At 29.0% G+C, this 24,736-nt stretch carries 21 protein-coding genes and 1 riboswitch; of the genes, 17 read left to right on the top strand and 4 right to left on the bottom strand.

The window, feature by feature from the left end:
- Positions 1-257: 257 nt before the first annotated feature.
- Positions 258-800 (top strand): ferritin family protein, encoded by a 543-nt coding sequence (locus psyc5s11_RS17470; RefSeq protein ID WP_224033761.1) that lies wholly within the window; start codon positions 258-260, stop codon positions 798-800.
- A gap of 70 nt (positions 801-870) precedes the next feature.
- On the opposite strand, the gene psyc5s11_RS17465 is transcribed toward psyc5s11_RS17470, so the two are convergent.
- Together psyc5s11_RS17465 and psyc5s11_RS17460 are read right to left on the bottom strand one after the other, a co-directional pair.
- Entirely contained in the window at positions 871-1,524 is a 654-nt protein-coding gene (locus psyc5s11_RS17465; protein WP_224033760.1) for a macro domain-containing protein, read from the bottom strand.
- A 360-nt stretch (positions 1,525-1,884) separates the two neighbouring features.
- Positions 1,885-2,532 (bottom strand): hypothetical protein, encoded by a 648-nt coding sequence (locus psyc5s11_RS17460; RefSeq protein ID WP_224038217.1) that lies wholly within the window; start codon positions 2,530-2,532, stop codon positions 1,885-1,887.
- A gap of 683 nt (positions 2,533-3,215) precedes the next feature.
- Between psyc5s11_RS17460 and psyc5s11_RS17455 the strand changes: the two genes are divergently transcribed.
- The 4 genes from psyc5s11_RS17455 to lgt all read left to right on the top strand — a co-directional run bounded on the left by psyc5s11_RS17455 (position 3,216) and on the right by lgt (position 7,760).
- Positions 3,216-4,583, top strand: coding sequence for an MATE family efflux transporter (locus tag psyc5s11_RS17455; RefSeq protein WP_224033759.1), 1,368 nt, complete (start codon positions 3,216-3,218; stop codon positions 4,581-4,583).
- Between the two features lie 222 nt (positions 4,584-4,805).
- Positions 4,806-5,834 (top strand): phosphodiester glycosidase family protein, encoded by a 1,029-nt coding sequence (locus psyc5s11_RS17450; protein ID WP_224033758.1) that lies wholly within the window; start codon positions 4,806-4,808, stop codon positions 5,832-5,834.
- Positions 5,835-5,891: 57 nt separating this feature from the next.
- Positions 5,892-6,932 carry a hypothetical protein gene (locus tag psyc5s11_RS17445; protein ID WP_224033757.1) on the top strand — a complete coding sequence of 347 codons (1,041 nt, stop codon included), beginning with the start codon at positions 5,892-5,894 and terminating at the stop codon, positions 6,930-6,932.
- 60 nt (positions 6,933-6,992) lie between these two features.
- On the top strand, positions 6,993-7,760 hold the full coding sequence (gene lgt / locus psyc5s11_RS17440) for a prolipoprotein diacylglyceryl transferase (protein ID WP_224033756.1): 768 nt from the start codon (positions 6,993-6,995) through the stop codon (positions 7,758-7,760).
- 225 nt (positions 7,761-7,985) lie between these two features.
- Here lgt and psyc5s11_RS17435 read toward each other — a convergent pair whose 3' ends face one another.
- On the bottom strand, positions 7,986-8,888 hold the full coding sequence (locus psyc5s11_RS17435) for an AraC family transcriptional regulator (RefSeq protein WP_224033755.1): 903 nt from the start codon (positions 8,886-8,888) through the stop codon (positions 7,986-7,988).
- Positions 8,889-9,566: 678 nt separating this feature from the next.
- On the opposite strand from psyc5s11_RS17435, the gene psyc5s11_RS17430 reads away from it, so the two are divergent.
- The 6 genes from psyc5s11_RS17430 (at position 9,567) to psyc5s11_RS17405 (ending at position 19,072) form a co-directional block, all read left to right on the top strand.
- Positions 9,567-10,799 (top strand): sugar ABC transporter substrate-binding protein, encoded by a 1,233-nt coding sequence (locus psyc5s11_RS17430; RefSeq protein WP_224033754.1) that lies wholly within the window; start codon positions 9,567-9,569, stop codon positions 10,797-10,799.
- A 61-nt stretch (positions 10,800-10,860) separates the two neighbouring features.
- On the top strand, positions 10,861-11,793 hold the full coding sequence (locus psyc5s11_RS17425) for an ABC transporter permease subunit (protein ID WP_224033753.1): 933 nt from the start codon (positions 10,861-10,863) through the stop codon (positions 11,791-11,793).
- A 1-nt stretch (position 11,794) separates the two neighbouring features.
- Complete coding sequence (locus tag psyc5s11_RS17420; protein WP_224033752.1) at positions 11,795-12,673, top strand: sugar ABC transporter permease; 879 nt, start codon at positions 11,795-11,797, stop codon at positions 12,671-12,673.
- A 184-nt stretch (positions 12,674-12,857) separates the two neighbouring features.
- The gene (locus psyc5s11_RS17415) at positions 12,858-14,939 is read left to right on the top strand and encodes a methyl-accepting chemotaxis protein (protein ID WP_224033751.1); all 2,082 of its coding nucleotides are present in this window, start codon (positions 12,858-12,860) and stop codon (positions 14,937-14,939) included.
- A 245-nt stretch (positions 14,940-15,184) separates the two neighbouring features.
- A complete protein-coding gene (locus psyc5s11_RS17410) occupies positions 15,185-16,933 on the top strand; it encodes a glycoside hydrolase family 13 protein (RefSeq protein ID WP_224033750.1) in 1,749 nt (582 codons plus the stop codon).
- A gap of 123 nt (positions 16,934-17,056) precedes the next feature.
- Complete coding sequence (locus tag psyc5s11_RS17405) at positions 17,057-19,072, top strand: amylo-alpha-1,6-glucosidase (RefSeq protein WP_224033749.1); 2,016 nt, start codon at positions 17,057-17,059, stop codon at positions 19,070-19,072.
- A gap of 203 nt (positions 19,073-19,275) precedes the next feature.
- Here the strand turns inward: psyc5s11_RS17405 and psyc5s11_RS17400 are convergent, their stop codons facing one another.
- On the bottom strand, positions 19,276-19,848 hold the full coding sequence (locus psyc5s11_RS17400) for a Uma2 family endonuclease (RefSeq protein ID WP_224033748.1): 573 nt from the start codon (positions 19,846-19,848) through the stop codon (positions 19,276-19,278).
- Positions 19,849-20,105: 257 nt separating this feature from the next.
- Between psyc5s11_RS17400 and psyc5s11_RS17395 the strand changes: the two genes are divergently transcribed.
- The 6 genes from psyc5s11_RS17395 to psyc5s11_RS17370 all read left to right on the top strand — a co-directional run bounded on the left by psyc5s11_RS17395 (position 20,106) and on the right by psyc5s11_RS17370 (position 24,438).
- Positions 20,106-20,528, top strand: coding sequence for a 3D domain-containing protein (locus psyc5s11_RS17395; RefSeq protein ID WP_224033747.1), 423 nt, complete (start codon positions 20,106-20,108; stop codon positions 20,526-20,528).
- A gap of 879 nt (positions 20,529-21,407) precedes the next feature.
- Positions 21,408-21,722 carry a DUF5316 domain-containing protein gene (locus psyc5s11_RS17390; RefSeq protein WP_224033746.1) on the top strand — a complete coding sequence of 105 codons (315 nt, stop codon included), beginning with the start codon at positions 21,408-21,410 and terminating at the stop codon, positions 21,720-21,722.
- A 14-nt stretch (positions 21,723-21,736) separates the two neighbouring features.
- Positions 21,737-21,913 carry a hypothetical protein gene (locus tag psyc5s11_RS17385; RefSeq protein ID WP_224033745.1) on the top strand — a complete coding sequence of 59 codons (177 nt, stop codon included), beginning with the start codon at positions 21,737-21,739 and terminating at the stop codon, positions 21,911-21,913.
- Positions 21,914-22,015: 102 nt separating this feature from the next.
- Entirely contained in the window at positions 22,016-22,333 is a 318-nt protein-coding gene (gene trxA / locus psyc5s11_RS17380) for a thioredoxin (protein ID WP_224033744.1), read from the top strand.
- Between the two features lie 365 nt (positions 22,334-22,698).
- The gene (cbiQ, locus tag psyc5s11_RS17375; protein WP_224033743.1) at positions 22,699-23,601 is read left to right on the top strand and encodes a cobalt ECF transporter T component CbiQ; all 903 of its coding nucleotides are present in this window, start codon (positions 22,699-22,701) and stop codon (positions 23,599-23,601) included.
- Positions 23,602-23,613: 12 nt separating this feature from the next.
- Positions 23,614-24,438: an energy-coupling factor ABC transporter ATP-binding protein gene (locus psyc5s11_RS17370; protein ID WP_224033742.1), complete on the top strand. Its 825-nt coding sequence runs from the start codon at positions 23,614-23,616 to the stop codon at positions 24,436-24,438.
- A 47-nt stretch (positions 24,439-24,485) separates the two neighbouring features.
- Positions 24,486-24,622: riboswitch (cobalamin riboswitch) on the top strand.
- Positions 24,623-24,736 lie beyond the last annotated feature (114 nt).

Raw genomic sequence — 24,736 nt, 5'->3', positions numbered from 1 at the left:
GAGATATATAATAAAAACTTCAGATAAAATTCACATTTATTTTGAAATAGTCTAGATAGAAACTTGAAAAAACAACGCAGAATATATGTATTATATAGAAGTAGTAGAATATTTTATCATAATTATCAAAAAAATATTAAAAAGCTATTTACAACGGATAATAATTATTATATAATAAGAAATGTAGTAAGAAACCAATTAATCAAAAAGAAATAAAAAATTGAATTAAAAAATTAAAACTTTAGGAGGAATATATTATGAAAAAATTCGTTTGTACAGTGTGTGGTTATATTTATGAGGGAGAAGCTGCTCCAGAAAAATGTCCAGTGTGTGGAGTAGGAGCAGACAAGTTCATGGAACAAAGCGGAAACTTAGCTTTTGCTGATGAACATGTTATTGGAGTAGCTAAGGGTGTTGATCCAGAAATAATTGAAGGATTAAGAGCAAACTTTACTGGAGAATGTACAGAAGTAGGAATGTACTTAGCAATGTCTAGACAAGCTGATAGAGAAGGTTACCCAGAGGTTGCAGAAGCTTATAAGAGAATAGCATTTGAAGAAGCAGAACATGCTGCAAGATTTGCTGAATTACTAGGAGAAGTAGTAGAGGCAGATACAAAAGCTAACTTAAAAGTTAGAGTTGATGCAGAACATGGTGCATGTCAAGGTAAAAAGGACTTAGCAACACTTGCTAAGAAATTAAACTTAGATGCAATACATGATACAGTACATGAAATGTGTAAAGATGAAGCTAGACATGGTAAAGCATTCAAAGGATTATTAGACAGATACTTTGCATAAGATTAAATTATAAAATATAAAAATAGTAGATACCAAGAATAATATTCTAATGGTATCTACTATTTTTTAGTTACAATCTTTCAGCGTATAAAGATTGGAACATATTATAAGTTTTCTCATCCAAACAAACCATAGCAATTTCATCAAAAACATCTGGTGAATTTTCAATGAAGGTTAAAATTTCATCTAAAGCTATATTGGAAGCTTCTTTTAATGGATAGGAATAAGCGCCTGTGCTAAGCGAAGGAAAAGCAATGGTTTTGATTGGATGTTCTTTTATATACTGATTAAATTCTTTAATTAAATAATCTTTCTCGTTATTACCAGTAAATTTATTTGTATTAAAAAGATAAAGATTATTATTTATAAAGTTATTGATTTGATTGGAGTAATAATCAGAATAATTAGTTGCGATTTCAAGAGCAGAGCTATAAGCATTTCTTAAATATTTCTCTTCAGAACCGTTATGCCTATAAATGGGACCAACTGTATGTATTACCCAATATACACCATGGTCATTTAAGTTATAGGATTTTGTTATTTTAGATTTGCCAGTCATACAACCATTTAAATGCCTACATTCCTCTAATAATCTTTCTCCACAAGCTCTATGAATTGCACCGTCAACTCCGCCACCCCCAAGCAAAGATGTATTTGCAGCATTCACAATTGCATCGAATTTAATTTTAGTGATATCACCTAATAGTATTTGAAATTTTGTCAAAAAAATCACCTCATATAAATATATAAATTCTCTTACTTAATAGTTTACACCTAATCAACTGAAAAAAATACCAATTTATAGAAATATATATATAATGTGTAAAAATAGAAATAAGAGATTAAAAAGATATTTAAATGTATAAAAAAAGAGAAGACATACATCAAAAAAGTGTATGCCTTCTCTTAAGCTTAGTTAGGCATAATCAAAAAAATAACAAGTCCATTTGCCAGCCTATTTTCCATCATGCTACGTCGGCAAATTGACCTAATAGGCCAGCTATGAGGGCAATTCGTCTCCTTGCCTGATGAAAAATATTCATGGCAACTTTGGACTTGTTATTTATTTTCATATGCCTTATTACTAAATAAGTTTATTTTCTAAATTTTTTCTTCTATTATCTAAAGGATTTAAATTAATATGATGTACCTTCAATGTTTCATCAGGACTCATAATTAATTCATCTAAACGAATTCTACCTTCTGGAGTATTAGCTACAACCATAAGTTCAGTACCTTTTTTATAGAATACCCAGTTGTATCCATCCTTTACAACATCATCTACATCTTCCATAGAGATTAAAGCAGTGTCTTTAGAATTACCAAATTTATCTCTTAAAATTATACCCATAGTTTCATGGTCAATTTTTGTACAATCATTTTTTAAGTTTTTGTTATATAATTCTAAGTTTTCTTTTCTGTTGTCTAAAGTATTTCCGTTTAAATGTTTAATTGGAGCCTTTGGACTAACATCTAAAATTACTGATTGAATAGTTTGTTTAGCAGATACAGTTTTTCCATCTACTTTAGAAGTTATTAAAGTTTGCACTAGATAATTATTGAAATCTTTATGCCATTCAGCAAACCAAGTTCCTGCCTTTTGAACTCTTTCAGCATCAAATGTATCTACTTTGCAAATAAGTTCACTTCCATCTTTCTTTAAAACGGTAATTTCAGTAGTATTATCTTTTGTAGTATAAGTATTTTCTTGAGTTTTATAATTTGTATTTATGGTTAAACACCTCTTTCATGATTTTGATGTTTCAATAATATATAAGGTATATTAAATTGCTACTTATCAGAAAAATAACATAAAGTGAAACTTTTCAAGTGAAGTTTTATACTTCATCTGAAATTAGTTGAACTTCGTTCCCTCAAAGGGTACCACGCACCATCAAGGGTTAAAATGTACCCACAAGGGGTATCTCGTCTAGGGTTTATGCGGTTCTTAGCTGCAATATAATAAAATTAGAGTGCTAGAAACGCTAGACATGAGATAAAATAAATTATTTTACAAGTTATTGTCTTTATTATGACACATATATAGTTTATTTAAACATTATATCATTATACCAAATTAAAAATATAAAAGATAGGCACATTTAAAAAAATACGCACAGATAAAAAAGGTGCGAAGCACAACCAAGAACTTATTAAGCACAACCAAGAACTTTTCACATATAAAAAAAGTACTCACCTATGAAAAGAGTGCGAAGCACAATTGGGAACTTATTGCACAAGCAAGAGCAGTTCACATTAAATAATTTATATAAATAACGACAATCAATATGGAATTACAGTTAATGAAACAAAATTTACTAGACATAATGAATTGAACTAAAGTAAAATAGAACGTGACATAATAGATATATAAACATATTAAAGATATTGAAGATATAAGAGGTACTAAAGATTATGATAATTACTAAGAATTTAAAGAATATTACAGAAGATAGAAAATTTATAAAAAAGGCCATAGCTATAACTATTCCAATAGCGCTACAAGCTTTGTTAAATACTAGTTTAAATCTTGTGGATACTGTAATGATTGGAAGCTTAGGGCAAACATCTATTGCAGCAGTTGGACTTGCAAACAAAGTTTTCTTTGTTTTTACATTATTGCTATTTGGAATTATAAGCGGTTCATCTATATTAACAGCTCAATACTTTGGAAAAAATGATATAAAAAATATAAGAAGAGTTTTAGGGATAGCGCTGATTATTGGATTAATAGGTGCAGTTATTTTTGTAATTCCAAGTTTAATATGCCCTGAAATAGTTATGAGTATTTTTACACCAAGTGAAAATACAATAAAAATAGGAGCATCATACTTGGCTATTGCAGCAATTAGTTATCCGCTAACAGCAGTTACTAATGTTTATATAGGAACTTTAAGAGGAGTAAATCAGGTAAAAGCACCTGTATTTATAACTATAATATGCATTTTCATAAAAGTAATATTAAATTATAGCTTGATATTTGGGCATTTTGGAATGCCAGCCCTTGGGGTTCGAGGTGAAGCAATTGCAACATTGATCGTTAGAACACTTGAGTGCATATGTATACTATCTTTAGTATATTTTGAAAAAGGACCAGCAGCGGCAAAAATTAAGGAACTTGTATCTTTTAATGTGAAATTTGTGAAACTTTATTTAAAGACTGTAACTCCAGTTATTACTAATGAATTTATGTGGGGATTAGGTGTTACAATGTATTCATTAGTATATGGAAGAATGGGTGATGAAGCAGTTGCAGCTATTACAATAACTCAAACTGCTGAGCAAATAATTACTGCGGTCTTCCAAGGAACTAGTGCAGCAACTGCAGTAATTCTAGGAAATGAATTAGGTGCAAATAAATTAGAAGATGCAAAAACTCATGCAAAGTATTTTATTATATTGAATTTTATTTTTTCATTAATAATGGCACTTATATGTTTTGGAATTAGAAATCCACTTATTACTTTATTTAATGTAACAGGTATTGTAGCTACTAATATAAGTACTTGCCTAATAGTATTTATACTATACTTACCATTTAAAACATTTAATTGGGTTAATATTGTAGGTATTCTTCGAAGTGGAGGAGATACTAAAGCAGCATTAATACTAGATATTACAGGGGTTTGGTGTGTTGGTATACCTTTAGCTTATTTAGGCGGAATCGTATTTGGACTTCCTATTTATTTTGTATATGCAATGGTTTCATTGGAAGAGGTATATAAATTCTTCTTAGGTTTTATGCGATATAAAAAGAAAATATGGCTTAGAAATTTAGTTTAAAATTATAAATAAAGGAGATATTCTTAAGATAGAAAGTAAATTATATTTTAAGATTGTCTTCTTAATCTTCTTGTAACATTTATGTAGCTAATTTGTAACACCTATGCAATTAATTTGTTATATAATAGGAAATAAGATAAATGCTAAAGGATATGGATAATAAATAAAAATTTCAAGTAGATAAAGGGAAACATTTATGGAATATAGATATTGGAGGAATATATGGAACAGCAAAATAACCATAGACAAAAAAAGAGACGAAAGAAACAGAAGCCTAATTCATTAATACTTTTAACTGGAATATTTGATATATTTATTTTTTTAGTGATAACTACACCTCTTGTATTATTTTTTGGACCTTATGATAATACAAGAAAAACACTGATTTCAACTGTACTTGCAACAAGACATGCATATTTAATCAATGATTTAATACCACAGGAAGCTTTAAATAAACTCCTTGGAATAGAAGAAAATCAAGATGGAGGAGCAGAAGTTGCTCAAGATATGAATAAAATAAATGTTAAATATAAAATCGGAAATGAAGTAACTCCATATAAAATAGAGACTAAGAGATTTGATGGATATGTACTTGAAATAAAAAATCCATTAAAGGTTAAGGTTGCAATGACTAAATTTTTAGGTAAGATGGGGCAAAAAACAAGCGAAATGGCTGAGCAGCATGATGCTGTTGCAGCTATTAATGGAGGTTCCTTTGTAGATAAATCTTCTGATGGAACACTTTATGCGGGAACTGGATCTGAACCTGGTGGATTTGTAATTTCATCGGGAAAGGTTGTATATCCGGCGTCTGGCGCAAATGAAAATAATGTTGAAAATGTTATTGCATTTACAAAGTCAGGACAGCTTATTGTTGGGGATCATACATTAGCACAACTTAAGAAAATGGATGTACAAGAAGCCATGTGCTTTAGAAAACCTAATATTATTATTAATGGAGTTAGACAGGTAAAAAACAAAGCAGAAGAGGGACTTAATCCAAGGACAGCAGTTGGACAAAAGGCAGATGGAACTGTGATATTTTTAGTTATTGATGGAAGAAAATTAACAGAACCTGGAGCAAGTTTATATGATGTTCAAGAAATTATGATGGAGAGAGGAGCTCTTAATGCAGGTGCTCTTGATGGAGGATATTCATCAACAATGTATTATAAAGGTGACTTGTTAAATTCTCCTAATGCATGGAATGGTGAAAGGTCTGTAGCTACAGCGTTTTATGTAGAACAGTAGAGTAGAAGAACATAATAAACCGTAAATCATTTTATTGTGCAAAGGAGCAGAAAGTTTATGAGCAAATTGAAGAGAAGATTAATGTGGTTTAGCATTGCATTTATATTACAACAATTCATATTTTTATGTGTGGAAAATGTATATTTAGGTACAGATTTAAATATAAAGGCCGAAAAAGTTCAAGAAAAAGAAAACTTAGCAGATAAGAAAACAGAAATTGATATAAAATCAGGGTTAAATGAAGTTAAATTATCAACAGACGGACGGTTTGTCTCTTATTTAGAAGATAATAAACTTAAAATATTAGATAGTAATGATAACAAGGAAAAAGAATGTCAAATAGATGAGGGCGCTGAGGTTGTATTTTATAAATGGCTAAGTAATGAAAATAATATAATTGTCATTCAGAAAGTAAAAGAAAAGGGAGTAACCTATTTTGAACCAGTATCTTTTGATGCTAAAAAGGGAGAGGCAAGGGAACTTGCAGATTATGATTATAATAAGTTTAGAATTAAGCTTCAAAACTCAAAAGATAAAATAGATGATGTAGTATTCTCAACACCAACGAGTACTTTATATATAAAAGTTAAGCAAAGTGATGGAAAATGTGATTTATATTATGCAAATATTATGAATCAATTAAAAAAGGTTAAAGCTGATAAAGTTCTAGGGAATGTTGTAGTGCCAACCACTAGTACTAATGCAGTAATAGAAGAAGGATCAAATATAACTATATTAAATACAAAAGGAAACTTATCAATACCAAATGTTAAAGCTTCTAAAATATTAGGAGTGGATGTTAATGATAATGTCTATTTTGGAGAAGTATCAGATAATAAAATTAAAAAAATATATTATACTGTTTTATCAGAGAAGAATAGAAAATGGAATGAACTAAAGCTCACAAATCCAATTGATAAAGAATCTATAATAATTGATTATTCTGGTAATGTTTATGTGAATAATAAAACTGAAGGTAGCGTCTTAGAATTAACTAGTAATAAATCAATAAAATATAAAGGCGATTTTGTTCAATCATATTCTAAAGGGATTATTTCAAAAGTGGGTAATAAATTAATGAAAAATAAGCTGGAATAAATAAAAGAATAAAATAAACAAAAGAAAGTACATATTGTACTTATAAGAGGAGTTGTAACAATGAATCCAGTAGCATTTCAAATTGGAAGTTTTGAGGTTAGATGGTATGGTATATTAATAGCATTTGGGGTAATAGTAGCAATAATATTAGCTGGTTACAACTGTAAAAAGAAGAATGTAGATTTTGATACAATATTAGATATATTTTTTGTAGCTTTTCCAGCAGCTATTGTTGGAGCAAGAATGTATTATGTAGCATTTGAATTTCAAAACTATAAAGATAATTTAATAGATATGTTCAATATTAGAAAAGGTGGATTAGCTATTCATGGTGGTTTAATAGGAGCATTTTTAGCTGTTTACATATTTTCCAAAATAAGAAAATTAGAAATATTAAAATACCTAGATATAGCAGCGCCATCAATTATTTTAGCTCAAGCAATTGGAAGATGGGGAAATTTCATGAATGGGGAAGCTCATGGTGGTGAAGTTTCTTATGAATTTATAAGCAAGTTTCCAAGCTTTATACAAAAGGGAATGAATATTTCAGGAACTTATTATCATCCAACATTTTTATATGAGTCAAGTTGGAATCTTATGGTTTGTGTCGTATTGTTAGTAATTCTTTATAAGAAAAGTAATAAGGATAATGGAATTGTAATAGCAAGTTATATGATTTTATATTCTTTAGGAAGAGTATTTATAGAAGGCTTAAGAACAGATAGTTTAATGATTGGAAACCTGAGAGTTGCTCAATTAATAAGTATTGCAGGAATTATAGTTGGAGGAGCACTCATAATGTATATTATAAGAAAGAGAAGAATATAAGAAATCCGCCGAAATAAGTAGCATGCTTTTGTGACCGTTTCTAAGGAATTTTGATGGGTGCTTCTAAGATCACAAGTTGTACCCAAAAAGCTTGCTTCAAAGGCAAGCTTTGAACAAGCATTTTGGAACAACCCACCATTTAGTGGTTTCCAGCAAAATTTTCTTAGTCCGCTGGAACAAACATGTATTCAATTTCGGAGAGCTATGCAAGCTATACGAGTTATATTATTTTGAATCGAGCAATTTATTACTAATTTCTAAATCTTTTTTGTACTTATAAGGAGTTTTACCATAACATTCCTTAAAGCTATTTATAAATGATTTAATATTAGGGAAACCATTATCAAAAGCTAATTGATTGATTGAATAATCTGTATTAACTAAATCTCTATAAGCTGAGTTAAGACGAATGCCTTTTAAATATGTACCTACTGTTATACCCATATGTTTTTTGAAAATTGTTGAGAGATATTCTTTTGAAATTTGGTAGTTATTAGCTATTTCATCTAAAGATATGTTATCTTTATAATTTTCATCGATAAATTCTGTAATGACTTTTAAACGTTCTAAGTGTTTTTTAGTTTTTAATTCTATAGTCATGTCTTTTTGTAGTTTAAAGTTACTTAGTAATATATATAATAATTCATACAATAAACTATTTATTTTCAAATAATGAAATTCATCAGTACGTGTTTGATCTTCTACAAAGATTAAAGATGTATTGTTAAGTGCCATATCTTTTATATACATAGAACCTATTTCTTCAAAAATTTTTTTTAGCCTTTTAATGCTTTTTTCGTTGCCTATATTTAATTTAAATTCTATATTCTCTATATCAGAGTAATTATCTTTCAAAAAACTATATGGAAGCAATATTGTTATAGTTGTAGAAGCATTAGTACCATAATCAATTATAGAATGAACGGCTCCACTATTAACTAAAATTAATTGTTTGTTTTTTATAGAAAAAATTTCTCCATTTACATAGCTTGTAAAGCTCCCTTGATACGAAAATGCAAGTTCTAAATCCTTATGCCAATGACTAGGTACAATGCCAGGAGAGGTGTTTATTATTATTTTAGCAGGTATCTTTTTAGTAGTTGTAACTATTTCATAATTATAATTCATACAAAACTCTCCTTTTGACTATATTTTTTTAATATAGTCCTAATAAAATTATTTTTAATTAACATGTTAATTAATTTAGATTAAAATTGTTTTAAAATATTTAAGGCATTAATAGCATTTTATAATAAGAAGTTTATTTAGTATAATACTGTATCATATTGAAATAATGATAAAAAATAAATTCGTGAATTAATTAAATTATGAATTTTAATTAGGAAAATAATACATTAATGTATAAAATATTAATATTTAACCATATTATTTATAATATAGTGCTATATTATAAATAAGGATAAGACTATAATAATTATGTAAACGATACTTAAGTTTCGGTACCGATTCCAAAATATTAAAATTTAAAAAATTAATAGGGTAATAATAAGTGATTAATAAGATTTATTACTAATCGTTAATTTATGCAAGCGATTGCAATATTTATAGTAAGTATACTATGATTTACGCAAAATGTGAAGCATTACGTTAATTAGAGTATATTACAAAGATTAATTCTTAATTTGCTTGTAAGGATTTTCTTCTATAATCCAATTTGATTTTATGATAAATATAATGTTCTTGGGATAGAGAAAATCTTACATATATACTTAGACACTTCAAAATAAAGGGTTTAAGACTTTATAATAGACTGATTTTTAAATAAAAAATAGGAGGAATTTTAAAATGTTAAAGAAGAAAAAAATATTGTCATTAATAATGACAACAGTATTACTAATGGGAACATTAGCAGGTTGCGGAGGTGCATCAAAAGAAACTGCAAGTAGTAGCGCAGGTGGTGATAAAACAATAACAATTTGGTCACATATGGATACTGCGTCAGAATTTCCAAAACTTCAAGAAGTAGCAGATAAATGGGCAAAAGAGAAAGGCGTTAAAGTTAATGTTGTCGATGATAAAGGCAAGATTCAAGATTATATTCAAGCAGCTGGTAGTTCTCAAGCTCCAGATATAATGGTTGGTATAGCTCATGATAATTTAGGTACATTCCAAAAAGCTGGTTTACTTGCAGAAGTGCCAAGTGGTTTCTTAGATGAAAGTAAATATAATAATAAGGGATTAATTGATGCAGTAACTATAGGTGGTAAACAATATGGAGTTCCATATGCTGGAGAAACAGTTGCTTTATACGTAAATAAGGACAAGGTTAAAGAAGTTCCAAAAACTTTTGAAGATGTTGTAACTAAGGCTAAAGAACCTGGAATAGGATTAGTATTTAGTATAAATAATTTTTATTACGATTTAGGATTCCTTACAGGTCAAGGAGGATATATATTTAAGAACACTAATGGAACAGTTGATCCAAGTGATATAGGTCTTGGAAATGACGGCGCAATAAAAGGGTTCCAATTTTTACAGGATTTAGTTATTAAAGATAAACTTATTGCAGCAGATACTACTGATGATATAGCTAGAAGTAGATTCATGTCAGGAGATGCAGCATTCTTTATATCAGGAGCATGGGATGCTCCAGCAGCTAAAAGTGCAAATGTTAACTATGAAATTGTTCCAATGCCAACATTAGGTGGAAAACCGGTTACAACAGCTCTAGGAGTTCAAACAGCATTTGTAGCTGAAAAATCACCAAATAAGGATTTAGCTTGGGATTGTATGAAATATATTAAAGATAATATTGAACCAATCATAATAGAAAGTGGCAGAATACCTGCAACTAAAGCAGGCGTTGAAAGTGATGCATTTAAGAAAAATAAGGACATGGTAGCATTTGGTGAACAATCAAAGGTTGCAGTTCCAATGCCAAATATTCCAGAAATACAAAATATATGGGCACCAGGTGGAAATTTAATGTTATCAATGAGTGATGGAACAAATGATCCTAAAACAACAGGAACAGAATTGGTAAAACAAATAAAAGAAGGAATAGCTCAAAGTAAATAAGATTAAAAAGGGGATGTATTTCCCCTTATTTTATTCTCTTATACTAAAGAGGGAGGCAATTATGAAAAGTATAGAAACAGCAAAAAGAAAAAAGGATTTTGCAGCAGTTCCTTTTTTATCACCAGCTTTAATTTCAATATTAATATTATCAATTTTACCAATTGTGTATACAGTATATATTGCATTTACTGATTATAATCAATATTCAAAAGGTGTTGTTAATTTTATAGGGATTGGAAATTTTATAGAAGTATTTAACGGACCATTTAGTAAAGTATTTTTTCCAGTATTTTTATGGACTCTTGTTTATTCTTTATTATCAACAATTGGATCATTTTTCTTGGGTCTTATTATGGCTGTATTAGTAAATAATGAGAACATAAAGGAAAGAAGTTTTTACAAGGCAATTTTAGTTCTTCCATGGGCATTGCCAGGTACTGTTGCAGTACTTTCATTTCAAGGATTGTTTAATGGAACTTATGGAGCAATTAATAACTTGCTTATTAGTATGCACCTTATTATAAAACCAATTCCTTGGTTAACAAATCCTACACTTTCGCAACTAGTAGTTGTTGTAGTTACAATATGGCTAGGGTTCCCATATATGATGAATGTTTGTATAGGTGCATTAGAATCAATACCAAATACTTTTTATGAAGCAGCTGATGTTGATGGAGCAAGCAAACTTACACAATTCTGGAAAATAACATTACCATCTCTTGCACAAACAGCATATCCTTTAGTAATTACAACGTTTGCTTTTAATTTTAATAACTTTGGATCAGCATTTTTGATAACCCAAGGGTTACCTTCTAGGCCTGGAACACAATTTGCAGGCTATACAGATATACTAGCATCTGTTAATTATAGATTGTCAATGACTTTTGGAAAATATGCAATAGCTGCTACTATAAGTATTATAATATTTGTAGTATTAGGTTCAATTTCATTTGTTCAAATGAAAGCATCAAGACAATTTGAGGAGGTTAATTAATATGGTGTCATATGAAAAGGAAAAGGTTGAAGTATTAAAGTATAAGAAGAAAATAAAGCCAGCTCAAAGAAGAGCTGCATGGGCTTCAAGGGTTGTAATTTGGTTTATGTGTATAATAGTATGTATACCATTATTGGCAGTAATTACAGCATCTTTGGCTAAAGGCCAAGGATTTACACAAACATCTATTATTCCTACGTCTTTTACATTAGATAATTATGTTAAAGTTTTAACTAAAACTAATTTTTTAATATGGGTTAAAAATTCAGTACTTCTTTGTACAGTTACTGCTCTAATACAGTTATTGTTGACAATGCCATCAGCTTTCGCTTTCTCTAAAATTAAATTTAAAGGCAGAAAATATGGACTTATGTCCCTTTTAATATTACAAATGTTTCCACAGATTATGACTTTGCCAGCAATATTAAGTTTTGCATATCAATTTAATGTAATGGATAAGTTCTGGGTATTAGTATTACTTTTGGCAGGCGGAAGTGCGTATAACATTTGGCTTATGAAAGGATACATGGATGGTATTCCTAAAGAGTTAACCGAATCAGCTTATATAGATGGTGCTACAACTTTTCAAGCATTTACTAAAATAATAATACCTTTAATAAAGAATATGATGATAGTAATCTTTATTTTTTCTTTCATTGCAAATTATAGTGAATTCTTCTTTACATCAGCACTTATAAAGGATAAAGCAAGTCAAACTATAGCAACAGGTATGAGAGATTTTATTAGAGATCAATTTTCAGCAAACTGGACTCAGTTCTCAGCAGCAGCAGTAATGGCAACAATACCAGTAGTTGCAATCTTCGTTGCTACACAAAAATTCTTTGCAAAAGGATTAACAGCAGGATCTGTAAAAGGTTAATAAAGACAATAAAAGTAAGATTTACATTAATATATTGCATTAATGCGCAATAAAAAAATAACAAGTTAGTATGCTAGTGTATTTTGTATATTTGACTTGTTATTTTCTTTCACTTGCCTAATAGAAAAAATAATTACTAAATAATTTTACCCTATAAAATATTAGATTCTAGGAGAAAAGATAGATGAGAAAAGTAAAAAAATCTAATAGTAAATCAGAAAAAATTAAAGGTAAATTTAAAAAATCTAAAAGTATACACTTTAAATTATTACAAAGTATGTTCTTAATTTCAATTATTCCAATAATAATAATTTGTAGTGTTGCTTTTGTTAAAATTAATGATATTACAAGTAACAATTTTAAATCCTCAAGTGCTACTTCAACTTTAGGTACTAACAGGTTGTTTGATTCCGGATTTGAAAATATAATAAATACTCTTATGTCATTTTCAAAAAAGGATATTTTTACAAGTGGTGATATTGCAATGAAATCTAATATTGTAATGAAACCTACTATTTTTGAATATCCTGAAATAAAAAATGATTTAAAATTAATTAAAGGATCAAATAGCTCCATAATATCTGTAGATTTTACATTTGCTACAAGCAAATCTTATTATAGTTATCCAGAGAAAGTAGTATCTTCTGACTTTAATCCAACATCTAGAGCAGTTTATAAAGCTGGTGCTGGATATAAAAATACTGCTTACATATCTAATGTATATAAGAACTCAGATACAAATACTGATTGTGTAACAATAGCTTATGGTGTTAGAAATACAAGAGATGAAAGTATAGGAGTAATAACTCTAGATTTAGATCTTAAAGATCTTTCTAAAACTCTTACTAATATGTTAGATGCAAACAGTAATAGTGAGTTTATAGTATGTGATATGGAAGGACAAGTTATTGCAAGCACAAATGATAAGCTTATTGATACAAAAGTTGTATCAGAGTATTCTATTTGGAATGATATTAGGTCAAATGGGACAGGGAGTGCAAATTTTTCTTTGAAAAATGAGAAATATTCAGCTTCTTATGTAACTTCTGAATTAACAGGCTGGAAGTTTATTAGTAAAATACCAGAAAATGTTTTAACACAGTCAAGAAACTCATTAATTAGAGATTTTTTATTAATTATTATATTGGTAATTATTGCAATTATAATTATAGGTACAAAATTTTCTAATAGTTTATCGAAAAACATATTAAAAATAAAAGATGCTATTAATGAAGCTGCATTAGGTAATTTTAATAGCAAAATTCTTATTAATTCAAAAGATGAACTTGAAACTTTAGCAAATAGCTTTAATGATATGTGTATAAATGTTTCTTCTTTATTAGATAATGTAAATTCATCAGTAGAAGATGTTAATTCGGCATCCCTAAATTTAAATAATAAAAGCAAGGAATTATCTTCATCAATATTAACGGTAAATGAAACTATTAATAAAATTGATTTAGGTACCACAGATTCTACAAATAATTTAGAATTATTAAGTTCTAACATGGAAGATGTATCTAACTCAATAAATAGAATTGATTCTTTAGCAATAAATGTTACATCTATGGCTGACAAAGCAAATTCATTAAGTGAATTTGGATTGGATATTATAAATGCATTAATTGATAAGGCAAATGAAACTCAAAAAATCACGTTGGAAGTTAATAATGTAATACAAGCAGTTTCTAAAAGTGTAGAAGACATTGCAATTATGAATGATACTATAACACAAATTACTAAACAAACAAATTTATTATCTCTAAATGCTGCAATAGAAGCTGCTAGAGCTGGGGAATCAGGTAAGGGATTTTCTGTTGTTGCTGACGAAATAAAAAAACTTGCTGAAAAAACTGAATTATCAGCAAAGGAAATTGGTAACACAATAACTTATGTTAAGAGCAATGTTGAAAATGCTGTTATGAAAGCTAATGATACTAGTAATGCTGTTGAGAATCAACAAAAATCAGTTAAACAATCCCATGATATATTTAACGATATAATATCTTCAATTAGTATTTTAAGTATAAAAGTTAATGATATTTCTAAAGATTTAAGGGAATTAACTAGTAAAAAAGATGAAGTACTAAATCAAGTTCAAAGCTTATCATCAATTGTTGCAGAAACATCAGATGGAGCAGGTAATGTTTCTTTTGTTTGTGAAAAAGTTAATGAAACAACAATTGAATTTATTGATTCTTCAAATAAATTAAAGCACTTATCTGATAATTTACAATCTGAAATTAATAAGTTCAATCACAAATAATTTTAATTTAAAACATTAAAATTTAATAATACCAATTCAGTAGTAATATAAGTTTCAATAATGATTTTACAATTAAGATTTATCTTAGCTACATTATACGAGAATTTTAGAATTTGCTTATAAAATGCAGGTTAAGAGATATGTGAAAACTTTATTGCAACATATATATATATAAATATATATATAAATATATTAGCATCCAGGCTTTTCATTTTAATATGTATAAAAAGGAGAGGATTAAGTATATGAAATTTGAAGCAGTATATCACAGAACTTCAGATAACTTATGTTATCCAATTAATGAAGAAGATTTAATTATAAATTTAAAAACTGGTTATGATGTAAAAAAAGTATTTATACATTATGGAGATCCATTTGCAACCGGAATTTTAGGCGGAAATAGTAAGTGGGAAGGAACAAGTGAAGAGATTCCATTTAAGAAAAGATTACAACATCAGATTTGGTGGACAACAACCTTGAAACCTGAATTTAAGAGATGTAGGTATTATTTTGAATTAGCTAATGATGATGAAACCTGGTTTTATTTTGAAGATGGATTTATAAATGAAAAACAAATGCACATTGAAGGGAAAATGTTGCAGTGTTTTACATTCCCTTGGATGAATAGCGCAGATATTAATAATACACCAGCTTGGGTAAATGATATGGTATGGTATCAAATATTTACTGAACGATTTTGTAATGGGGATTCTTCCATTAATCCAGAAGGTGTAAAGCCTTGGCGCACAGGAAAAGTTACAAATAAAGAATTTTATGGTGGAGATTTACCTGGAATCATTAATAAATTAGATTACTTAGAAGAACTAGGAATTACAGGAATATATTTAACGCCAATTTTTGAATCTGTATCAACACATAAATACGATACAACTGATTATATGAAAATAGATCCTCATTTTGGAGATAAAGAAGTATTTAAAACTCTCGTAAATAGTGCTCATGATAAAGGAATTAAGATTATGCTTGATGGTGTATTTAATCATTGTGGAGCTAAGTTTGCACCATGGCTTGACGTAGTCGAAAACGGAACTGATTCTAAATATTTCAATTGGTTTATGGTTAATAAATGGCCTTTTGATAATAAGGGGGATACAAAAGATGGAAGATTCTATTCCTTTGCATTTAATGAGAGAATGCCAAAGTTAAATACAAATAACAAAGAAGTAATTGATTATTTTATTGGTGTGTGTGAATATTGGGTAAAAAATTATGATATTGATGGTATTCGATTAGATGTTGCAAATGAAATTTCCCATAAATTCTGTAAGATATTAAGAGAAAAAATGAAAGAAATAAAGCCTGACTTTTATATTTTAGGTGAGATATGGCATGATTCCATTTCTTGGCTTAAAGGCGATGAGTTTGATGCTGTTATGAATTATCCATTGACTAGTAGCATAGGAGATTTTTGGATCGATAAAAGTTTAACTAAAGCAGATTTTGAATGTACAATTAACAGATGTTACACAATGTATATGCAGCAAAATAATGATGTGCTATTTAATTTATTAGACTCTCATGACACAGAAAGATTAATTTCAAGGGTGAAAAATATTAATGTTTTTTATCAACAGTTAGCAGTATTATTTACGATGCCAGGAAGTCCATGTATATTTTATGGTACAGAAATTGTTCTTGAAGGAAAACATGATCCTGACTGTAGAAGGTGTATGCCTTGGGATGAAATTGAAAGTGGACAATATGATAGCAAAATTAATATTATGAAAAAACTAATTAAATTAAGAAAAGAAGAACAACTTTTTAGAAGTCGTAATTTTCATTTTCCAAACAGTATTAAGAATGACAGAGTTATAGAATATATTAAAATAGATGAATGGGGTAATAAATTAGAAGTTTTACTAAATTGTTCGGATGGAATTATTACAGTAGATGACAGCAATGAAGTTTTGTTTAGTAATTTATATTCTAATAATAGATTACTTAAAAATGGTGTATTAATTAGAAAAAAGTAGTTTTAAAAAAATAAATTACTTTATGTATTTGATAATATAAATTATTCATTAAATTAGGTAAGAATTAATTATTTAGATGTAATAAATTTCTTATAGTTAATATAGTTGTAAAGGGGAGCCGTTATGGAGTTAACATATAGATTTGGACGAGGTAATTGGAGAACCATAAAAGAAGGAAATGAAAGAGAATGGATGATAGGAAATGGCATTGGAGGTTACTCTGGTCAAACTATTATTAACAGTGGATTTAGAAGCCATCATGGATATTTAATAGCAGCAATGAATCCACCTGTAGAGCGTTACTCAATATTATCTAGGACTCAAGAACAAATTATAGTGGAAGGTAGAAAATATGATTTAACCTGTCAAGAATATGATGGCTTTAGTAAAGATGGGTATAAGTATCTTCAACGTTTTATATTTGATTCAGTTCCACAATATATTTATCAAGTAGAAGATATACACATAAATAAATCCATAGCTATGGAGTATGGGCACAATACAGTAGCCATATGTTATGACATTCAAAATGGAAGCTCACAAGCTAAAATTAATGTAACACCATTGTTTACTTTTAAAGAAGCAGGTGAAATTATAGATTCTGATCAATTACAATTTGAAACTGAACTAGAAAATAATAACTTAAAATTATATCCACATAAAAATGAGGGAATTACAATAAGTTTTATATCATCAGAAGGTATATTTAAAAGTAGAGGTTTAGGAAAATCAAATTATGATGATAATAGCAATCCACTAATTGAAGAAAATCATTATTATGAATTTGAAAATAGAAATGGATCTACAAGATTAGATAATCATTATACACCTTATGATATTGAAGTTAAGTTAGAGCCTTTTGAAACTAAAAAGTTTTATTTTAAATGTACTGTTGAAGAAATGAATAATAAAGATGGATTCGATATTGTAGATGAATATAAGGAAAGGTCTAATAAACTTATGGAGTTATCAGGATACAAAGATCCCTTTGCTTTAAATTTAGTAAAATCCGCAGATCACTTTATTGTTAAGAGAAATAGTACAAGATTAAAAACAGTCATAGCAGGATTTCCTTGGTTTGTGGATTGGGGAAGAGATACTATGATAGCATTTGAAGGATTGACACTAGCTACAAAGAGATTTAAAGATGCAAGAGAAATTTTAGTATCATTTGCGGAGTATGTAAAAAATGGACTTGTTCCAAATGTGTTTGCAGATAAAGGAACACAAGCATATTATAATACAGTAGATGCTTCATTATGGTATGTGCAGGCTATATATAAGTATTTGCAATATACTGGGGGTAAAAGTGACTTTAAGTTTGTAAATGATAGATTGTTTGATAAGTTAATTGAAATTATTGAATCATATTCAATTGGCACAGATTTTTCAATCGGTATGGATAAAGATAGTCTTATTCATGCAGGAAATGGTTTAGATCAAGTAACATGGATGGATGTAAGAGTTGGAGAATTAGTAGTGACTCCAAGACATGGTAAACCAGTTGAAATAAATGCTCTTTGGTATAATGCTCTTTGCATAATGAATTGGTTATCAGAAAAGTTTGAAAGAGATGGATCAAAATATAGAAGTTTAGCTAAAAAAGTGAAGAAATCATTTAACACAAAATTTTGGAATGAAGAAGAACAATGCTTATTTGATGTTGTTGATGACAATGATGGAAAAGTTAGACCTAATCAAATTTGGGCAGTATCATTACCTTTTACTATGTTAGATGAAGAAAAAAACAAGAAAGTTGTAGATAAGATATATAAGGAATTATATTCAACTTATGGACTAAGATCCTTATCCTTTTTAGATGAAGAATTTAAAGGGGAATATATAGGGCCATTGATGAAAAGAGATTTAGCATATCATATGGGCACAACATGGGGATTTACAATAGGTGCTTTTATATCAGCATATTGTAAAGTGAATAATCACTCTAAAGAAGCAGTGAAGAGAGCAAAGGAAATGTGTGAAGTGTTTGAGGACCATATGAAAGATGGATGCATAAATGGAATAGCTGAAGTATTTGATGGTGATTTTGCAGCCACAAGCAGAGGGTGTTATAGCCAAGCTTGGAGCGTAGGCGAAGTTTTAAGAGTTTATACTAGTGATGTATTACCATTTATTTGATAGTAAGTTGTCCCATGATCGTCATATATACTGTTTATGACTTAAGAAGTATGGTTAAAGACATGACAAAACAAGTAAATATTGAATAAAAAATTTAACCATCCAATTCTGATTATATTTCAGACTTTGGATGGTCATTTTAGTTAATTGTATAAGCAAGCTTTTACTGAGTTTCCTTAATAAGTTATAATAACTAAATTTTCTTAGATATCAATAGTATTGAAGTCTATTTCAAGATTATCATAGATATTTACTTTGATTTTATCATCAAATGTGTATGCTGTTGGAGCGTCATATCCGTTATCAGTTAATGTATAAACTAAGATGTTTTTTTTCATAGGATTAACAATCCAATATTCCTTAACTTTAAACTTTTCATACAGATTCAATTTTCGTACATAGTCATTACTAGGATTATAGGGAGATATAACTTCTACAATCATATCAGGTGAACCAGTACAGCCTTTATCGGTTAATTTACTTTTATCACAGATAACTGATATATCCGGTTGAACTATATTTTTACTATTAATTATATCCTCATCATCATTTTTAAGGATAATATCAAATGGTGCGGGATAAACCTTACAAGGACCATTATTAGATTCAATATATTTTCTTATTTTAAAAAGTATTTCAGTTATTATTTCCTGATGTATTCTACTAGGTGCTGGTGACATATTAATTATTTTTCCTTCTATAATTTCTATTCTTTCATTTTCATCATAAGTTAGATATTCTTTATAGGTATAAGTTTTGATTGAATCTATTAACATGATAAGACCTCCTTTAGTTATATTATTGACTTGATATTAAATTATTTATCGCAAAATACAGTAGATATCTACTAATTTATTATATTCTAATAAAATAATAACATTAAAGATAACTTTTGTAACCTATTAAGAGGTTTAGAAAGATATTCGATAATGGTATACTTGTATATTTCTATTAAATACGTTTACACTTATAATATCATAAAAACTGTGATATAATGTAAAGGATGGTTTGCGAATTGAGAAGGAGAGATTTAATGTCAAAAAGTTACCAATGGAGAAAAGTTATAAAAAAATCAGTTGTTTTTGTAATGGCTTTAAGCATTTATTTAAGTGGAGATATTGTTTTTTCAAATAATGTGGCTAAAGCAGCAACATCAAATAAAGAACTGATTTGTTCAACAACAGCGTATACATCAGGAATTCAAGGTAAAACAGCAAGTGGAAGAAAAGTAGAAAGAAATCCAAATGGGATAAGCACAGTTTCAGTTGATCCAAGTGTATTTCCTTTCGGAACAATCTTTTATATTGAAGGCTATGGATATGCAATAGCTTCAGATACTGGCAGTGCAATAAATGGAAATGAACTTGACTTATACTTTGATAGTTCTAATGAGTGTAATGATTGGGGTAGAAAATCTGTTAAAGTCACAGTACTAGGGGATTCTACAAACTCATAAATAACAAAAATGGTGTAAATGTTTAATGTTTAACGTTTAACTTGTTCCAGTAAAGTAATTTAGATAATAAATATCTAAATTTAAAATTGAATAATGGTAAAATTTAATATAGTAGTTTTCAATTATAGTTGCAACTTGTAGTTACAATAAAATGTATGAAAAAAAGTAAAACAGTCGTAGTATACGGAAAGTTATGTTAAAAGCAGAAAACCGTTAAGAATGTTCAAAATTAAACAGCATAAATTGTCAAACAAAAAAGTATAGCCATCAATAAATTCATTACTATGTTTATATGTAGTATATAACAAATATAATTTTGACAGTGGTATTCATGAATAACTTTCTATTTAGATAAACTTAGGCAAGCTTATCTAAAGGTAATAATAAGGTTAAACTATTATAAAATAAGGATACAATGAGTGTATTCTGTAAAAGAAGTGTTTCATTTTAATATGAGACACTTCTTTTATTATGTTTTTTAAGATGAATTAAATGTGTAAGATTTTGATTTTTAGTAGATAGCACAATTATGCAGAATAGCGTTAGGGTTCTTATTTTAAAAGTGAATAATGTAGTATGCGCAAAGTATGTTATAATAAGATATATTTGGAATGATAAGGCTTGAATACAATAATATGATATTAGGCACAATCAAAAAAATAACAAGTCCATTTGCCAGAAAAGTTCCGTATTGTAGCACAGATACTCTTTTCTAATGTGCCCATTTTCCATCATGCTGTGTCGGCAAATTGACCTAATAGGACTGCTATGAGGGCAATTCGTCTCCTTGCCTGATGAAAAATATTCATGGCAACTGTGGACTTGTTATTTATTTTCATGTGCCTTAAAAGATAAGTATGTGAATTTTAAGGGGTGAAAATGTTGAAGTTGCCATTTTTAATTGGATTAGTTATTGCAATAGTAGCAAATTTAATAGGGTTTCTATTAAATGATTATAATATAACACTTAAAATAACTGGATTTGTTGTAGGTGGTTCTTTTATTATATCTGGTATATTAAATGGTACATTTATTAGCGGTGATAGATATAAGGCTAACCTTATAGGTGAAACAAAAGATGATAGAGATAAAAAGATGAAAATCATAAAATATGTGTTATTTATATCAATACCAAATATTATTATTTTTATAATAATATTTGCATTAAAAATTAAAAAATATGTATATATATAATTTAACAAAACTGATTGTATATTTTTTTTACTGCAAAGGATGTTTTTAATTATGCTGGATATATTGGTTCAAATCTTTTAAATAGAGATTTTAAGCAAGTGAATGTAGATAAAGTTAGAGAACTTGTAGAAAACAATGCATATATTGTAGATGTTAGAGAAAGTATTGTAACAGAATATAATTTTAGATAATTTACTTGAGTGACTAAGTCACAGAAATAGTAAAAAGATAAGGTTATAATTAAATCATAAGAAGTAAGGAAAATTAGAAAATATGAATTGGAGGAATTAAATATGGTTAAAGTATTAACTAGTAATGATTTTATTGACAATGTTGAAAATACTAAAGGGGTAGTAGTTGTTGATTTCTCTGCAACTTGGTGTGGACCATGTAAGATGTTAGGTCCAGTATTTGAGGGAGTTAGTAATAAATTGGGAGACAAGGCTAAATTCTTTAAGGTAGACATAGATGAAAGTGGAAATATAGCTCAAAAATATAGAATATCTGCAGTTCCAACTATGATTATATTTAAGGATGGAGTTCCTGTAGAAAATTTAGCAGGATTTATGCCAGAACAAAATATAACAAATAAGGTAAATGCACATTTATAAAAAACAATAGTATAATGAATTTAAGTGTTTAGTGGGTAGTCTAAGTAAAATTAGACTACCTGTTTTTTTAAAAATAAATATTACCTCATAATTCCAGGCGGAACAATTTTCTTTTAGATTAGGTAGTGTTTAAGATAAGCATATAGGTTATAATAAATAATAATGTATTTGTATTTAAGAATTAATGAAAAGAAGTGTAACTAAATCAGAGAGGAAAGCTGTGTTGAGCTTGTTTGAGTTTGATACAGTTTTTTTATTTATGTGAAGTCAATGAGGCAAGTAGCAGCTTGATGCTTACTCAATTTTTGTGGTTCTAAATTCTTACTGCAATTCTAACATGGTTAAAGTCACAAAGGAGATGTGATATGGAAAAAATTATTATTGTATGTGCTATGTTTCTGATGGCAGTCTTTTTCTTCAAATGGAAACATAAAGATGGGCACACCAATGGGGATGGAACAAATCATCATTACCATAAAATCGGACATAAACACGGTGAAGGGATTTCCATTGATTTTTATGCTTATGCTTCTAAAATTAGACATTGGAATGCTACTTTTAAAGTATCTTTATCTGTTTTGACTCTGATTCTTTGCATTGTATTGGACAATCCCCATGTATCTGTTGCAGTCATTATTGCAATGGCATATTTGACCGTTATGAAAGGAGAATTTTCAGTAATGGAATACTTGTCGATACTTGCGATTCCAATCGTCTTTATCCTGCTTGGCACTTTTACCATTGCCATTGATTTTTCAAGGAAGCCCATGGGGCAGTATAATCTGTATCTTGGTTTCTGCTATGTGTTTACGTCTCATGCAAAGCTTAAGACCGTGGTATTTTTGATTTTGAAGGTTTTTGCAGCTATCAGTGCTCTACAGATGATGACACTGTCGACTCCATCCTCTGAGATTATCTATGTGCTTCGAAAGGCACATGTGCCAAAGCTTATTGTAGAACTCATGAGTCTTATTTACCGTTATATTTTCATTTTGATGGATGTTTATGCTAAAATGAAAAACTCCGCAGAATCACGATTAGGCTACTGTGATTTTAAAACTTCCTGCTATACATTTGGAGGCATTGCAAGCAATATGTTAGTTATTTCATTAAAAAAGGCAAATGCTTATTATGATGCCATGGAAGCCAGATGTTATGATGGAGATCTTATATTTTTGGAAGAAGATAAAAATGTAGAGACAAAACAAATTGTCATCGCAGCAGCATTCATAATTTTTTTAATTATGCTCTGGGCCTTTACAAGATAGAAAGGAACGATTATGGGAAATTTAATATTAAAAGTCGAAGATCTTTACTACATATACGGAAATGGAAAGCCTGCATTGGAAGGCGTAAACGTGGATATCTATGAAGGTGAGAAAATCGCTGTTCTTGGTTCCAACGGCTCTGGAAAATCCACATTTTTCTTGAACGTGGATGGTGTACTTACACCGCAGCAAGGGAAAATCAGTTATCGTGGTACAGTTATAAGTAAAAAGAATTTAAACGAGCTTAGAAAAAATATTGGAATTGTATTTCAGGATGCAGACAATCAAATCATTGCATCTACAGTTAGGGCAGAAGTTGCATTCGGACCTATGAATTTAAAGCTTCCAAAAGAGGAAGTACTAAAACGGGTTGATGAAGCACTATCATACATGAACATATCTGATTTCAAGGATCGTCCTCCTCATTATTTGAGCGGTGGTGAGAAAAAGCGCGTAACTATTGCTGATATCATTGCTATGAAATCGGAAATTATAATTTTTGATGAACCGACAGCAGCACTAGATCCTTTAAATGCACATATGCTAGAAGAAGTTTTACTCAAGCTTGGAGCAGAGGGAAAGACCATGCTTATTTCTACTCATGATGTAGATTTTGCATATAGATGGGCTGAAAGAGTTATTGTTTTCTGCATGGGGAAAATTATCGCAGACGGAGCGCCTCTAGAAATTTTTCAAAACACTGAAATTTTAAAACAGGCAAATTTGAGACAACCAACCTTACTAGAAGTCTATGAATCCCTTGTAGAAAAACATCTGTTAAAAGATACAAAAGACTATCCGAAAAGTACACAGGAATTCAAGAAAATGCTTGAATAATAGACATTTTCTAGACAGTTTGGCATATACATGTTATGATACTTTTGATAATTTAATATCTATTGGTGCCAGCAAATATTTGTTAAGGCAACGGGAAATGGGTGAAAATCCCATGCGGTCACGCCACTGTGAAGGCAAGCATAAGCTGCCAAGTCAGGATACCAGCCAATGTGATAAGTTGTTATATTTAGTTACGAACGATGACTAAGTGTGGTTAGCGATAATAATCGCTAAAGTCCTATCCTAGGACCGCACACCTGATTTATTTTTGTAAATGCAGGTGATTTATATTGTCTAG

This window comes from Clostridium gelidum (assembly GCF_019977655.1).
In the GTDB taxonomy this organism is placed as follows: Bacteria; Bacillota; Clostridia; order Clostridiales; family Clostridiaceae; genus Clostridium; species Clostridium gelidum.
Note: the sequence above shows the minus strand (reverse complement) of the source record. Positions and strands in the feature narration are given on the sequence as shown.

Excerpts from the sequence above, each read along its gene's own strand:
- psyc5s11_RS17470 (WP_224033761.1), top strand. The coding sequence starts at position 258 with ATGAAAAAATTCGTTTGTACAGTGTGTGGTTATATTTATGAGGGAGAA.
- psyc5s11_RS17455 (WP_224033759.1), top strand. The coding sequence starts at position 3,216 with ATGATAATTACTAAGAATTTAAAGAATATTACAGAAGATAGAAAATTT.
- psyc5s11_RS17450 (WP_224033758.1), top strand. The coding sequence starts at position 4,806 with ATGGAACAGCAAAATAACCATAGACAAAAAAAGAGACGAAAGAAACAG.
- psyc5s11_RS17445 (WP_224033757.1), top strand. The coding sequence starts at position 5,892 with ATGAGCAAATTGAAGAGAAGATTAATGTGGTTTAGCATTGCATTTATA.
- lgt (WP_224033756.1), top strand. The coding sequence starts at position 6,993 with ATGAATCCAGTAGCATTTCAAATTGGAAGTTTTGAGGTTAGATGGTAT.
- psyc5s11_RS17435 (WP_224033755.1), bottom strand. The coding sequence starts at position 8,888 with ATGAATTATAATTATGAAATAGTTACAACTACTAAAAAGATACCTGCT.
- psyc5s11_RS17430 (WP_224033754.1), top strand. The coding sequence starts at position 9,567 with ATGTTAAAGAAGAAAAAAATATTGTCATTAATAATGACAACAGTATTA.
- psyc5s11_RS17425 (WP_224033753.1), top strand. The coding sequence starts at position 10,861 with ATGAAAAGTATAGAAACAGCAAAAAGAAAAAAGGATTTTGCAGCAGTT.
- psyc5s11_RS17420 (WP_224033752.1), top strand. The coding sequence starts at position 11,795 with ATGGTGTCATATGAAAAGGAAAAGGTTGAAGTATTAAAGTATAAGAAG.
- psyc5s11_RS17415 (WP_224033751.1), top strand. The coding sequence starts at position 12,858 with ATGAGAAAAGTAAAAAAATCTAATAGTAAATCAGAAAAAATTAAAGGT.
- psyc5s11_RS17410 (WP_224033750.1), top strand. The coding sequence starts at position 15,185 with ATGAAATTTGAAGCAGTATATCACAGAACTTCAGATAACTTATGTTAT.
- psyc5s11_RS17405 (WP_224033749.1), top strand. The coding sequence starts at position 17,057 with ATGGAGTTAACATATAGATTTGGACGAGGTAATTGGAGAACCATAAAA.
- psyc5s11_RS17400 (WP_224033748.1), bottom strand. The coding sequence starts at position 19,848 with ATGTTAATAGATTCAATCAAAACTTATACCTATAAAGAATATCTAACT.
- psyc5s11_RS17395 (WP_224033747.1), top strand. The coding sequence starts at position 20,106 with ATGTCAAAAAGTTACCAATGGAGAAAAGTTATAAAAAAATCAGTTGTT.
- psyc5s11_RS17390 (WP_224033746.1), top strand. The coding sequence starts at position 21,408 with ATGTTGAAGTTGCCATTTTTAATTGGATTAGTTATTGCAATAGTAGCA.
- trxA (WP_224033744.1), top strand. The coding sequence starts at position 22,016 with ATGGTTAAAGTATTAACTAGTAATGATTTTATTGACAATGTTGAAAAT.
- cbiQ (WP_224033743.1), top strand. The coding sequence starts at position 22,699 with ATGGAAAAAATTATTATTGTATGTGCTATGTTTCTGATGGCAGTCTTT.
- psyc5s11_RS17370 (WP_224033742.1), top strand. The coding sequence starts at position 23,614 with ATGGGAAATTTAATATTAAAAGTCGAAGATCTTTACTACATATACGGA.